A 12,755-nucleotide genomic window follows, 5' to 3' on the forward strand; every position below is an offset into this window, starting at 1 on the left:
CCTTTTTGTGAAGGAGTTCCCGTGGCCATCTCGGTCTTCGACCTGTTCTCGATCGGCATCGGCCCGTCGAGCTCCCACACGGTCGGCCCGATGCGCGCGGCCCGCATGTTCGCCCGCCGCCTGCGCAACGAGGACCTGCTGCCGGCCGTCGCCTCGGTCCGCTGCGAGCTCTACGGCTCTCTGGGCGCGACCGGCCACGGCCACGGCACCCCGAAGGCGGTGCTGCTCGGCCTGGAGGGGGCGTCCCCGCGCACGGTGGACGTGGAGAACGCGGACGACCGGGTCGCGGAGATCAAGGCCGCGGGCGTCCTGAAGCTGCTCGGCGAGCGGGAGATCCCGTTCTCCTTCGACGACGACCTGGTCCTGCACCGCCGCAAGGCACTCCCGTACCACGCGAACGGCATGACGGTGTGGGCGTACGACGCCTCGGGCGCGGAACTGCTGTCCAAGACGTACTACTCGGTCGGCGGCGGCTTCGTCGTGGACGAGGACGCGGTCGGCGAGGACCGCATCAAGCTGGACGACACGGTGTTGAAGCACCCCTTCCGCACGGGTGACGAGCTGCTGCGCCTGACCAAGGAGACCGGCCTGTCGATCTCCTCCCTGATGCTGGAGAACGAGCGCGCCTGGCGCACCGAGGACGAGATCCGGGCCGGGCTGCTGGAGATCTGGCGCGTGATGCAGGACTGCGTATCCCGGGGCATGTCCCAGGAGGGCATCCTGCCGGGCGGTCTGCGGGTGCGCCGCCGCGCCGCCATGACGGCCCGTCAACTGCGGGCGGAGGGCGACGCGTTGGCCCACTCCATGGAGTGGATCACGCTGTACGCGATGGCGGTCAACGAGGAGAACGCGGCCGGCGGCCGGGTGGTGACGGCCCCGACGAACGGCGCGGCCGGGATCATTCCCGCGGTCCTGCACTACTACATGAACTTCGTTCCCGGCGCGGACGAGGACGGCGTGGTCCGCTTTCTCCTCGCCGCGGGCGCCATCGGCATGCTCTTCAAGGAGAACGCCTCCATCTCCGGCGCCGAGGTCGGCTGCCAAGGCGAGGTCGGCTCCGCCTGCTCGATGGCCGCGGGCGCCCTCGCCGAGGTCCTCGGCGGCTCCCCCGAACAGGTCGAGAACGCCGCCGAGATCGGCATGGAGCACAACCTGGGCCTGACCTGCGACCCGGTCGGCGGACTGGTCCAGATCCCCTGTATCGAGCGCAACGGCATGGCCGCGGTGAAGGCGGTCACGGCGGCGAAGATGGCGCTGCGCGGGGACGGCTCGCACATGGTGTCCCTGGACAAGGTCATCAAGACGATGAAGGACACCGGGGCGGACATGAGCGTGAAGTACAAGGAGACGGCTCGGGGCGGGCTGGCTGTGAACATCATCGAGTGCTGAGGTCCTCGCAGTAGGCCATCGCTCACCTACTGGGGTCGTGCGCGCCGCCTCCGGAGGTTCCTTCAGTGCCGTGCCGTGCCCCCAGCCCTCGCGGTCGACAAACCGCTCTACCTCGGGCATGACAGACCTGTACGGCGTGTCCCTCGCATTCCGCCCCACCGTTCCCCCGGAGGTGGAGGTCGGAGCAGGCGGACGTACTGCCCAGGTCCGGGGCTCCTGGTGGGCGAGGTTCTCCCGCCGGGCATGTGGGGCATCATCAACGTCCGTTCCCCCACTCTCACTTCGAGGAGCCCCCACATGCTCCGCGGCATCGATGTCAGCGCCTACCAGTCCTCCGCCTTCAGCACCGAAGGGCTCTCCTTCGTCTTCATCAAGGCGACGGAGGGCCGCTCCTACACCAACCCGAAGCTCTCGGCGCAGACCAAGCACGCCCGTGACGCCGGGCTGGTCGTCGGCTTCTACCACTTCCTGTGGCCCGGCAACCTCACCGCGCAGGCCGAGTACTTCGTCAAACACGCCCCCGAGAAGGGCGGCGACATCCTCGCGGTCGACTGGGAGACCACGGGCGACGGCACGCACGCGAGCAACGCGGAGAAGGACTCCTTCATCCGCAAGGTGCGCCAGCTCCGCCCGAACAACCGGGTCGTCCTCTACACGAACCGGCACTACTGGCTGAACGTCGACACCACGTCGTACGCCGGCGACGGGCTCTGGATCGCCGACTACGTCACCGCCGGCAAGCCCCGCATCAAGGCGAAGTGGCGCTTCCACCAGTACACCGACGACCCGGTGGACAAGAACGTCGCCGACTTCGCGAGCAAGGCGGCCCTGCGCGAGTGGGCGGCCGACGCCTGACCCGCGCCCCGCCCGTAGGCTTGCCATATGGGCGGGAAGATCACTGCGGTCAGCAGCAACGGGACGTACTCCTTCACCAAGCCGAACCGGGAGAGCATCACCCTGCTCGCCGGATTCGGGGTGGAGGGGGATGTTCATGGCGGGGCCACGGTGAAGCACCGTTTCCGGATGAAGAAGGACCCCTCGCAGCCGAACCTCCGGCAGGTGCACCTCATGCACGAGGAACTGTTCGACGAGGTACGGCGGGCCGGGTTCGAGGTGGCCGCGGGAGAGCTCGGCGAGAACGTCACCACGCGGGGGATCGACCTGCTCGCGCTGCCCCGCGGTACGCGGCTGCGGCTCGGCGAGACGGCCGTCGTCGAGGTGACCGGGCTGCGGAACCCGTGCGCGCAGATCGACCGGTTCCAGAAGGGGCTGATGAAGCAGGTCGTGGGCCGGAGTGAGGACGGCCGGGCGCTGTTCAAGTCCGGGATCATGGCGGTCGTGCTCGCAGGCGGCGTGGTGCGGGCCGGGGATGCCGTGGCAGTCGAGCTGCCCGAGGGCCCGCACCTGGCCCTGGAGATCGTCTAGCCAGCGAAGGGGGCGTCCCGGACTGCCGGTCGCCCCCTTCCGTGTATGCCCTACTTGTTCAGGTAGGCCCAGAACTCGTCGAACGACAGGAGCTTGTCGCCGTTGAGGTCGCGGCTCTTGATGATCGCCTCGGCGACCGACTCGGTCACGTTCCAGTCGCCGCCCTGGGCCAAGGCGGACTTGAATTCGGCGGCGGTGATGGTGCCGTCACCGTCCGCATCGATCCGCTCGAACTGCTTGCGTGCTTCCTCGATGTCGATGTGCGCCACCGGTCCGCCCCTTTTCTTGCCTTTGTCGTGTCCTGCTGGCTTGCTGCCGCAGGTCAGATTAGCGGCCCGGCGCGATCTCCGGTGCGGCGCCCACCCGGGGAAACGGCGGTGCCGTGCTCGATCATGTCTGCGAGTGTGGACCTTCCAGGGGGCGCGGACTCGGGGAGCGGTGTGATGGAGACCTTGCGGGACATTCTCGACGCGGCGGCCCGCGGGGTGTTCCCGCCCGCGGACGGCGGCACGACGGTCGTACCGCAGGCGTGTCACCGGGACGCGGGCGTGCTGTCCTTCACGGCGCACTCGGTCGTGTTCACCGACGAGGACCCGGAGTGGGTCCACGCCACCCTGCGCGGCCTGGACTGCGACGCGCTGGCCGCGACCCTGAACCCGCGGTTCCTGACCGCCTTCCTGGACCGGACCGGGCGCAGGTCGGAGACCGTCGACGCGATGCTGGTCGGCGACCCGCTGCCGGGCGGACCGCCGCTCGCGCTGCGGGAGATCGAGGACGCACACCATCCCCGCATCGCGTACGCCCGCAGGCGGCGCGACGACATTCGCGCCTGGACGGCGGAGGGCGGGGTGCTGGTGACGGGGCGGGGCGTCGGCGGCCGGCTGGAGGTCTCGGTCGAGGTGGACGCGGACGTACGGCACCGGGGGCTGGGGCGGGCGCTGGTGACCGCGGCCAGGCATCTGGTCGCGGAGCCGCTGTGGGCCCAGGTCTCGCCGGGGAACGCCCGCAGCATGCGGGCGTTCCAGGCGGCCGGTTACCGTCCGGTGGGCGCGGAGGCGGTGCTGCTGGCCCCGGCCCCACGGGGCGTCGACGGCTCAGCGGAAGATGCCGGTGTGACCGAGTGAGTACCGGCCCGGCTGGGGGTACACCGCGAGCCCGTGCGGTCCGCTGCCGACCTTGACGCGGGCGAGCTGGGCGCCGGTGCGGGTGTCGATGGCGTAGACCTCGGCGTTGTAGCGGCCGGACAGCCACAGGACCTTGCCGTCGGCGGAGACGCCGCCCATGTCGGGGCTGCCGCCGTCGGGCAGGTGCCACTTCTTGGTGACCCTGTTCTCGGTGAAGTCGAAGACGGAGACGGTTCCTTCGCCGCGGTTGGAGACGTACATCTCGCGGGAGTCGCGGCTGATGTAGAGGCCGTGGGTGCCCTTGCCGGTGGGCAGCAGCGTCGGCTTGTCGAAGGTGTCGCCGTCCAGGACCCAGACCCCGTCGGCCATCATGTCCGCGACGTAGAACCGCTTCCCGTCCGGCGAGACCTTGACGTCCTGCGGCATGGCCCCGCGGAAGGGGAGCTTCTGCTGCCCGATCACCTTCATCTTCTCGGTGTCGACCTTCAGCAGCTCTCCGCTGAACTCGCAGGACACGATGAAGTACCTCCCGTCCAGGGAGAAGTCGGCGTGGTTGACGCCGTAGCAGCTGACCGGAACCGTCTTCTTCCGCTCCATCGTGTGCGGGTCGCGGAAGACGAGTTCACGGTCGAGGGAGGCCATCACGACGGCGTATCTGCCGTTGGGCGTGAAGTAGAGGTTGTACGGGTCGTGCACCTCGACGGGCTTGCCCGCCCTCCCGGTGCTCGGGTCGATCGGGGTCAGGGTGTTCCCGCGGTCGTTGTTGACCCAGAGGGTCTTCATGTCCCAGGAGGGCACGACGTGCTGGGGCTGCCGCCCGACACGGATCGTGTCGACGATCTCGTACGTCCTCGGGTCGATCACGGAGACGGTGTCGGACTCGGTGTTGGGCACGTAGACCCGCGACGGGAAGTCCTTGACCACCGGTGACAGCTTGTTCGGCCGGTCGGCGGCGTAGACGTCCCGCGGGTCCAGGACGGGCGGCATCCCGGGCAGCCCGTGGACCTGCGCCTTCACCGGTTTCGCCGGGGCCGGGACGGCCGCCTTGGTGCCACGGGCCCGGTCCGTCCCGTCCTTGGCCCCGGTGCCGCAGGCGGCGAGGGCGACGAACGCGGCGCCCGCGATCAGGGTGCTCTTCACAAGGGTGCGCTGCAATGGAGTGGGGGGCATCAGCTGAACAACTCCGTGGTGGTCACCGCGGCCAGGCCGCGCCGGTCGAGTTCTTCCAGTACGACGGGGAGGGCGGCGACCGTGTCGTCGTACCCGAAGTGCAGGCTCACCACGGATCCTTCGCGGATCTCGGCGAGGACCTTGCGGGCGACGGCGGCGGCGCCGGGCGAGGTGAAGTCGAGGGAGTCGACGTCGTAGGAGAGGACATGGGGGTAGCCGGCCTCCTGGGCCAGCCGCGTGACGAGCGGGGAGGCGGTGGGCGAACGGGAGGGGCGGAACCAGCTCCCCACCGACCCGGTGAGCCGCTTCAGGCGCTCCGCGCACCCGGCGATCTCCGCTCTGGCCTCCGCCTCGGACATCGCGTTGATGTCGAGGTGGCGGAGGGTGTGGTTGCCGAGGTCGTGGCTGCCGTCGCGGATCCGGCGAGCGAGGTCGGGGTGCGCGTCGAGCCAGGTCCCGACGGCCAGCACGGTGACGCGCGCCCCGTGCTTCTCGGCCTCGGTGAGCAGGGCGCGGGCGGTGGCCGGATCGCCGCCGCCGTGGAAGGTGAGGGCGACCCGGGGACGGTCCCGGGGACCGTGGGTGAGCTGGGCGGGCAGGGCGGGCGGGGCCGGGGCCCTGCTGGAGGCGGGCACGGGATGGGCGACGGCATTCCTGGTCGCACATCCGGCGGCCAACGCCAGCCCGGCGCCGGCGAGAAGCACGGCTCGACGTTCGGTAGCGGTCACCCGCCCCATTTAAGGCGTTATGGCGGTGATTGCCGCTGACCGACCCACCGGCTACCTGTCGGCCACCCGCATCTCGAACCACGTCGTCTTGCCGCGAGGCAGCAGGTCGACGCCCCAGCGGTCGGACAGCTTGTCCACGAGGAACAGTCCCCGCCCGCTGACATCCGTCTCCTGCACCGGCAGCAGGCAGGGCAGTCCGCGCGAGGGGTCACGGACCTCTATGCGGATCCACCCCCGCCGACGCCGCATCCGCAGGCCGAACACCCGTGCCCCCGTGTGCCGCACCGCGTTGCCGACGAGTTCGGACACGAGGAGGACCGCGTCCTCGGTCATCTTCGGGGTGAGCCCCCAGTGCCGAAGAACGATCACCTGGGTCAAGCGCCGCGCGGTCGCCGCGGACTCCGGGCGGGAGGGCAGCGGGACCTCTGCCTCGGTGGGGTTTCCGAACAGTTCGAGCGCCTTCAGTGCGTGCTCGTCCTCGACCGCCGGAGACCAGCGCGCCGCCGTCAGACGGTTGTCTCCCCGCGGCTGTTCGAAACCCTCCAGCCCCGCCATGCCCCCATCATGGCCGCCCGCAGCGTCCTCCGGGGCCGTTCCTGACGAATACGCCCCCCGGAATGCGCCGTTCCGAAGAGGCTCATCGGCATATGCCACAGGCACTTCGGCGTCGTCAACAGCCCGTCTGACCTGCAGCGGAGGCTCACTGGGAGGCAATCGACGGACTCCCTCGACAAGGCAGACTTAAGGTTGCGTTAAGGCTCCCATAATCCGCCCCATCGAGGGACTCGGATCAGACATCGTGTCAATTGCAAGTGGTTCAGAGGAATTTCGCCTTGCCGGGGCCCTCCTCGACGAAGCTCTTCATGCCCCGCTCGCGGTCCTCGGTGGCGAACAGGCCTGCGAACCAGTTCCGTTCCACCGCGAGGCCCGTCTCGATGTCGGTCTCAAGACCCGTGTCGATCGACTCCTTGGCGGCGCGCAGCGCGATCGCCGGGCCCTGTGCGAGCTTCGCCGCCCAGGCGTGCGCCTCGGCGTACACCTCGCCGGCGGGTACGACCCGGTCCACGAGGCCGAGCGCCAGCGCCTCGTCGGCCTTGACCATACGGCCCGTGAAGATCAGGTCCTTCGCCCTGGACGGGCCGACCAGCCGGGCCAGGCGCTGGGTGCCGCCCGCGCCGGGGATCAGACCGAGCAGGATCTCGGGCTGCCCCAGCTTGGCGTTCTCCGCGGCGATCCGGAAGTCCGCGCACAGCGCGAGCTCGCAGCCGCCGCCCAGGGCGTATCCGGTGACGGCCGCGACGACCGGCTTGGGGATGCGGGCCACGGCCGTGAACGAGTCCTGGAGGGCGCGGGCGCGCAGGACCATCGCGGTGTGGTCCATGGCCTGCATCTCCTTGATGTCCGCGCCGGCCGCGAACACCTTCTCCCCGCCGTACACGATCACGGCGCGCACGTCCTCGCGCCGGGTCGCCTCCTCGGCGAGCTCCTTCAGCCGGTCCTGGGTGGCCACGTCCAGCGCGTTCATGGGCGGGCGGTCCAGACGGATGGTGCCGACGCCTTCGGCGACTTCGAGATTCACGGTCATGCCAGCAGGTTAACGGCGACTAACGGCGACCGGCCGGGTGCGGTCGCTCACATTCGGCCGGCGCGGCACGCCACCGACGACGGCGGCCCCGGTGTCGTATCCGCAACACCGGGGCCGCTGAGCGCCACAGGTCCTACGCCTTCCACTTCTCCCACGACATGTTCCAGCCGTTGAGGCCGTTGTCCGGTGCGACCGTCGCGTCGTCGGAGTTCTTGACGACGACCACGTCGCCGATCATCGAGTGGTTGAAGAACCAGGCGGCCGGTACCCCGCTGTCGTAACCGCCCTTGACGTCGCGCAGGCCCACGCAGCCGTGGCTGGCGTTGTAGTTGCCGAAGGCGTCGCCGCCCCAGTAGTTGCCGTGGAGGAAGGTGCCGGAGTCGGTGAGGCGGGAGGCGTGCGGGACGTCCTTGATGTCGTACTCGCCGCCGTAGCCGACCGTTTCGCCGTTCATCCGGGTCACCGCGAGCTTCTCGCTGATGACCATCTGGCCGTTCCAGGTGTCGTAACCGGGCTTGCCGGTGGTGACCTTGAGGGTCTTGATGGTCCTGCCGTCCTGGGTGATCTTCATCGTGTGCTTCTTGGAGTCCACGACGGAGACCTGGTTGCGGCCGATGGTGAAGGAGACGGTCTTGTCCTGCTTGCCGTAGACGCCGTCGCGGCCCTCGACCCCGTTCAGGTCGAGGTCGACGGTGACCTTGGTGCCTTCCTTCCAGTACCGCTCGGGACGGAAGTCCAGGCGGTCGTTGCCGAACCAGTGGCCCTGGACGTCGACGGCGGGCGAGGTCTTGATCGTGATGGCCTTCTCGACGTCCTCGGGGCTGGTGATGCCCCGGGTGAAGCGGATGGAGAACGGCATTCCGACGCCGACCGTCGAGCCGTCCTCGGGCGTGAAGGTACCGATGAAGGTGTTCTTCGGGGTCAGGGTGGTGAAGCTGGAGTCCTCGGCGGCCGTGCGGCCCTCGGCGTCCTTCGCGACCGCGTGCACCAAGTACTTGGTGCCGGAGGCGAGGTGGGTGGACGGCGTCCAGGAGGCGCCGTCCGCGGCTATCTTCCCGGCTATCGCGGTGCCCTTGGCGTCCTTGACCCGGACCTCGGTCAACTTGCCCTTGGTCGCGCCGACCTTGAGGGCACCGCTGGTGTCGACGGACTTCGCCCCGTCCTTCGGGCTGATGGAGACGACCGCCTCGGACTGCTTGGTCTCGGTGGCGGACGAGTCGCCCTTCTCCGCCTTGGCGTCACCGGAACCGGAATTCCCCCCGCCGCAGGCGGTGACGGCCAGCAGCAGAACTCCGAGTATCAACGCCAGCAGTCCTCTGGCCCCGCGCCCTCGCGCGTCAACCGACGCCCCCGATATCGGTCGCACGTTCAAGTGTTTCTCCCCTCGAAGGGCCAGGTCAGGCCCGCTCCCCCGCGCGTTCTCCGCACGCGTTGGCGAATATTAACCGCAGACTTTTGAGCATCGTGTAAGTCCAAGGTCACCATTTCGTCCCAACCGCGACGGAAAGTCGGGCCAAGCCGCCCCCCTGTCACCGTCCCTGTCGGGCTACTTCACCGCGCTGCCCGCCTTCCACTCCTTCCAACCCATATTCCAGCCACCGAGGCCATTGTCGGGAGCGACCTTTTTGTCATCGCTGTGGACGACCTCGACGACGTCCCCGACGAGGCTGCGGTCGAAGAACCAGCCCGCGGGCGTGTCCGAGCTGCCGCCCTTCACATCCCTGAGGCCCACACAGCCGTGGCTGACATTGACCCGTCCGGGGGCGGTGGGCGACCAGTAGTTGCCGTGCAGGAAGGTGCCGGAGTCGGTCAGCCGCAGGGCGTGCGGGACGTCCGGGATGTCGTACTCGCCGCCGAAGCCGACCGTGCGGCTGTTCATGCGGGTCACTTCGAGCATCTCGGTGACGACCATCTTGCCGTTGTAGGTGGTCGTCTTCGGCGCGCCGGCGGTGATCGGCACGGTGGCGAGCAGCGCGCCGTCCCGTCTGACCTGCATGGTGTGGGCGGCCGCGTCGACGAGGGAGACCTGGCTGCGGCCGACGGTGAAGGAGAAGGTCCGGTACTGGAGGCCGTAGACGCCGGGCGCGCCCTCCACATCGCGGAGTCGGAGCGCGACGGTCACCCGGGTGCCCGGTGTCCAGTAGTGCTCGGGACGGAAGTCGAGGCGGCCCTTGCCGAACCAGTGCGGACGGATCTCGACGGGCGGCTTCGCGGTGACGTGTACGGCGCGTTCGACGGCGGCGCGGTCCTCGATCTCCCGGTTGAACTCCAGGGAGACGATCATTCCGGTGCCGACGGTGGAGCGGTTCTCGGGGCTGACATACCCGATGAAGCGCTCCTCGGGGACGTAGGTGGTGAAGGTGGTGTGCCGGGCCGAGCGGCGGCCGTGGGCGTCGAGCGCGACCGCGTCGACCGTGTACTTGGCGGCCAGCGCCAGCTGTGCCTCGTCGGGTTCCCAGCGCAGGCCGTCGGCGGAGATGTGCCCGGGCACCGGGAAGTCCTGCGCGTCCTGGGACTTGACGACGGTGACCGACTCCAGACGCCCGCCAGGCACCCGGACCCGGAGCTTCTCCTCGGGCGGCACGCCCTTGGTCCCGTCGTCGGGGGCGACCCGGATGACGTCCTCGGGCGCGGGAGGCTTCCCGAACCCGCCGACGCCCTCGATCCCGCCACCCCCGTCCGCCGTGCAGCCGGCGGCTCCGGCCAGCAGTCCTGCCCATGTCATTACGGCGGCCAAAGCGGCCCCCACGCGCCGAGCGCGCCCATGTCCTTGCGTCACGGCAATCCCAACGACCGGGCCCACCCAGGGGAAACGTGAGGTCGGTGGCCGCGGGCGGGTGCGCCTCCTTGGCGACCTGACCTGGCAGATCCTCGGGCACCTCGCCCAAGCAAGCGCGGTGAAACGTGAGTGCGAGGCAAGCGGTGGGCAGAACAGTGGGGAGAACGACGTGAGAGGGTGCCGCGGACGGGACGCCGTGCGCTCGTTTCCACCTCGTTCCACGAGCCGTGGGAGGCCGACCGGTGTCCAGCGCAGCCGAGCAGGAGGCGGTGACGGAAGCCGCCGAGGAGCGCCCCGCCGCGCTGGTGAACGGCGAGCGGCGGGCGGTACCGGCCGTGCCGGTGTGGCCCGGTGCGCCGACGCCCTTGGGCGCCCGGTTCCGGGTCGGCCCGGACGGAGTGGCGGGGACCAACTTCGCCCTGTGGGCGGGCGGTGCCGAAGCGGTCGAGCTGTGTCTGTTCGACGCGCACGGCAAGGAGACCCGGGCCCGGCTCACCGAGCTCACGCACGAGATCTGGCACGGCTTCGTGCCCGGCGTCATGCCCGGTCAGCGCTACGGCTTCCGGGTGCACGGCCGCTGGGACCCGTGGACCGGCGGCCGCTGGAACCCGGCGAAGCTCCTCCTGGACCCGTACGCCCGCGCGGTCGACGGCGACTTCAGCCTGCCGCCAGAGGTGTACGGCCATGTCCGCGACTGGCCCGAGCAGCAGGTCGCGGACACCGTACGGGACGACCGCGACTCGGCGCCGTACGTCCCGAAGGGCGTGGTCGTCCACGATGACGCCACCGACGACGAATGGATGGAGGACCGGAGGCCGAAGACGCCGTGGGCGGACTCGGTGATCTACGAGGTCCATGTGCGGGGGTTCACCGCGCTGCACCCCGGCATCCCCGAGGAACTGCGCGGGACGTACGCCGGGCTGGCGCACCCCGCCGCGATCGAGCACCTCGTGAAGCTGGGGGTCACGGCCGTGGAGCTGCTCCCCGTCCACCAGTTCGCGCACGAGGACCATCTGCTGCGGCGCGGTCTCAAGAACTACTGGGGCTACAACTCCATCGGCTACTTCGCGCCGCACGCGGCCTACGCCGCCTCCGGTACGACGGGCCAGCAGGTCGGCGAGTTCAAGCGCATGGTGCGCGCGCTGCACGCCGCGGGGATCGAGGTCATCCTCGACGTGGTCTACAACCACACGGCGGAGGCGGGCGAGCTGGGCCCCACGCTGTCGCTCAAGGGCATCGACAACCGCGGGTACTACCGGTTGCAGTCCGACGCCCGGCGCTACGCGGACTACACGGGCTGCGGCAACACCCTGCACGTGGTCCAGCCGCATGTCCTGCGGCTGATCACCGACTCCCTGCGCTACTGGGTGACGGAGATGGGTGTGGACGGCTTCCGCTTCGACCTGGCCGCGGCGCTGGCCCGTTCCATGCACGACGTCGACATGCTGTCCCCGTTCCTCGCGGTCATCGCCCAGGACCCGGTGCTCAGGCGCGTGAAGCTGATCGCCGAGCCCTGGGACGTGGGCTCCGGGGGCTATCAGGTGGGCGCCTTCCCGCCCCTGTGGACGGAGTGGAACGACCGCTACCGCAACGCCGTGCGCGACTTCTGGCGGGGCGCGCTCCCGGACGTGCGGGACCTCGGCTACCGGCTGTCCGGCTCCAGCGACCTGTACGCGTGGGGCGGGCGGCGCCCGTACGCCTCGGTCAACTTCATCACCGCGCACGACGGTTTCACCCTGCGGGACCTGGTGTCGTACGAGAGGAAGCACAACGAGGCGAACGGCGAGGGCAACCGGGACGGCACGGACGACAACCGGGCCTGGAACTGCGGGACGGAGGGGGAGACGGACGACGAGCGGGTACGGGCGCTCAGGCGGCGGCAGTTGCGGAACCTGCTCACCACACTGCTGCTGTCGACGGGCGTGCCGATGCTGGTCGCGGGCGACGAACTGGGCCGTACCCAGCGCGGCAACAACAACGCCTACTGCCAGGACAACGAGATCAGCTGGGTGGACTGGGGACTGCTGGAGGACCCCGGCTGGAAGGCCCTGTTCGACCTCACCGCCCGTCTGATCGACCTGCGCCACCGGCATCCGGTGCTCAGGCGCCGGGCGTTCTTCTCGGGGCGGGCGCACTCGGCGGACGGGCTGCGGGACCTGGCCTGGTTCACGGCCCGCGGCACGGAGATGACCGAACGGGACTGGTACGCGCCGGCGGCCTCGCTCGGCATGTACCTGTCGGGGCGGGACATCCCCGGCCGGGACGAACGCGGCGCGCCGATCGTCGACGACAGCTTCCTCGCCGTCCTGCACGCCGGGGACCGCCCGGCGAGCTTCCTGCTGCCGGGGCCGCCGTGGGCGGAGCGCTACGAGGTGGTCGTCGACACGTCGAGGGAGGAGCAGGGCGAGGCGCCGGGGGTGGTACACCGGGCCGGGGCGTCGATCACGGTGCCGGCGCGGGCGGTGCTGCTGCTGCGGGTGGCGGGGTGAGATTGCAGTCCCGTGAACAGCCCAGGTGATCGCTGGCCAGGGCGCCGATCCGCTGACCAGACTCGA

At 70.0% G+C, this 12,755-nt stretch carries 12 protein-coding genes; 5 read left to right on the forward strand and 7 right to left on the reverse strand.

Annotated features, from left to right (window positions below):
• Nucleotides 1-21 precede the first annotated feature (21 nt).
• From D1369_RS12315 to D1369_RS12325, 3 genes are all read left to right on the forward strand, one after another.
• The gene (locus D1369_RS12315) at nucleotides 22-1,389 is read left to right on the forward strand and encodes an L-serine ammonia-lyase (RefSeq protein WP_007384828.1); all 1,368 of its coding nucleotides are present in this window, start codon (nucleotides 22-24) and stop codon (nucleotides 1,387-1,389) included.
• A gap of 297 nt (nucleotides 1,390-1,686) precedes the next feature.
• Complete coding sequence (locus tag D1369_RS12320; RefSeq protein WP_007384827.1) at nucleotides 1,687-2,244, forward strand: glycoside hydrolase family 25 protein; 558 nt, start codon at nucleotides 1,687-1,689, stop codon at nucleotides 2,242-2,244.
• A 27-nt stretch (nucleotides 2,245-2,271) separates the two neighbouring features.
• Nucleotides 2,272-2,814 (forward strand): MOSC domain-containing protein, encoded by a 543-nt coding sequence (locus tag D1369_RS12325; protein ID WP_007384826.1) that lies wholly within the window; start codon nucleotides 2,272-2,274, stop codon nucleotides 2,812-2,814.
• 50 nt (nucleotides 2,815-2,864) lie between these two features.
• Here the strand turns inward: D1369_RS12325 and D1369_RS12330 are convergent, their stop codons facing one another.
• Complete coding sequence (locus D1369_RS12330) at nucleotides 2,865-3,083, reverse strand: EF-hand domain-containing protein (protein ID WP_007384825.1); 219 nt, start codon at nucleotides 3,081-3,083, stop codon at nucleotides 2,865-2,867.
• A gap of 174 nt (nucleotides 3,084-3,257) precedes the next feature.
• On the opposite strand from D1369_RS12330, the gene D1369_RS12335 reads away from it, so the two are divergent.
• The gene (locus D1369_RS12335; RefSeq protein ID WP_007384824.1) at nucleotides 3,258-3,938 is read left to right on the forward strand and encodes a GNAT family N-acetyltransferase; all 681 of its coding nucleotides are present in this window, start codon (nucleotides 3,258-3,260) and stop codon (nucleotides 3,936-3,938) included.
• On the opposite strand, the gene D1369_RS12340 is transcribed toward D1369_RS12335, so the two are convergent.
• From D1369_RS12340 to D1369_RS12365, 6 genes are all read right to left on the reverse strand, one after another.
• Nucleotides 3,909-5,108, reverse strand: coding sequence for a hypothetical protein (locus D1369_RS12340; RefSeq protein WP_007384823.1), 1,200 nt, complete (start codon nucleotides 5,106-5,108; stop codon nucleotides 3,909-3,911). The two genes, D1369_RS12335 and D1369_RS12340, sit on opposite strands and share 30 nt — an antisense overlap.
• Nucleotides 5,108-5,845, reverse strand: coding sequence for a polysaccharide deacetylase family protein (locus D1369_RS12345; protein ID WP_007384822.1), 738 nt, complete (start codon nucleotides 5,843-5,845; stop codon nucleotides 5,108-5,110). The genes D1369_RS12340 and D1369_RS12345 overlap by 1 nt, the downstream gene beginning before the upstream one ends.
• A 42-nt stretch (nucleotides 5,846-5,887) precedes the next feature.
• A complete protein-coding gene (locus tag D1369_RS12350) occupies nucleotides 5,888-6,496 on the reverse strand; it encodes an ATP-binding protein (RefSeq protein WP_007384821.1) in 609 nt (202 codons plus the stop codon).
• Between the two features lie 157 nt (nucleotides 6,497-6,653).
• A complete protein-coding gene (locus D1369_RS12355) occupies nucleotides 6,654-7,421 on the reverse strand; it encodes an enoyl-CoA hydratase-related protein (RefSeq protein WP_007384820.1) in 768 nt (255 codons plus the stop codon).
• A 133-nt stretch (nucleotides 7,422-7,554) separates the two neighbouring features.
• Nucleotides 7,555-8,733 (reverse strand): Ig-like domain-containing protein, encoded by a 1,179-nt coding sequence (locus D1369_RS12360; protein ID WP_037903657.1) that lies wholly within the window; start codon nucleotides 8,731-8,733, stop codon nucleotides 7,555-7,557.
• Between the two features lie 234 nt (nucleotides 8,734-8,967).
• Nucleotides 8,968-10,146 carry an Ig-like domain-containing protein gene (locus D1369_RS12365; RefSeq protein ID WP_050789754.1) on the reverse strand — a complete coding sequence of 393 codons (1,179 nt, stop codon included), beginning with the start codon at nucleotides 10,144-10,146 and terminating at the stop codon, nucleotides 8,968-8,970.
• 296 nt (nucleotides 10,147-10,442) lie between these two features.
• Between D1369_RS12365 and glgX the strand changes: the two genes are divergently transcribed.
• A complete protein-coding gene (glgX, locus tag D1369_RS12370; RefSeq protein WP_037901481.1) occupies nucleotides 10,443-12,689 on the forward strand; it encodes a glycogen debranching protein GlgX in 2,247 nt (748 codons plus the stop codon).
• Nucleotides 12,690-12,755 lie beyond the last annotated feature (66 nt).

The sequence above is a fragment of the Streptomyces sp. CC0208 genome (genome assembly GCF_003443735.1).
In the GTDB taxonomy this organism is placed as follows: domain Bacteria; phylum Actinomycetota; class Actinomycetes; order Streptomycetales; family Streptomycetaceae; genus Streptomyces; species Streptomyces sviceus.

Excerpts from the sequence above, each read along its gene's own strand:
- D1369_RS12345 (WP_007384822.1), bottom strand. The coding sequence starts at position 5,845 with ATGGGGCGGGTGACCGCTACCGAACGTCGAGCCGTGCTTCTCGCCGGC.
- D1369_RS12325 (WP_007384826.1), top strand. The coding sequence starts at position 2,272 with ATGGGCGGGAAGATCACTGCGGTCAGCAGCAACGGGACGTACTCCTTC.
- D1369_RS12365 (WP_050789754.1), bottom strand. The coding sequence starts at position 10,146 with ATGACATGGGCAGGACTGCTGGCCGGAGCCGCCGGCTGCACGGCGGAC.
- D1369_RS12340 (WP_007384823.1), bottom strand. The coding sequence starts at position 5,108 with ATGCCCCCCACTCCATTGCAGCGCACCCTTGTGAAGAGCACCCTGATC.
- D1369_RS12355 (WP_007384820.1), bottom strand. The coding sequence starts at position 7,421 with ATGACCGTGAATCTCGAAGTCGCCGAAGGCGTCGGCACCATCCGTCTG.
- D1369_RS12320 (WP_007384827.1), top strand. The coding sequence starts at position 1,687 with ATGCTCCGCGGCATCGATGTCAGCGCCTACCAGTCCTCCGCCTTCAGC.
- D1369_RS12335 (WP_007384824.1), top strand. The coding sequence starts at position 3,258 with ATGGAGACCTTGCGGGACATTCTCGACGCGGCGGCCCGCGGGGTGTTC.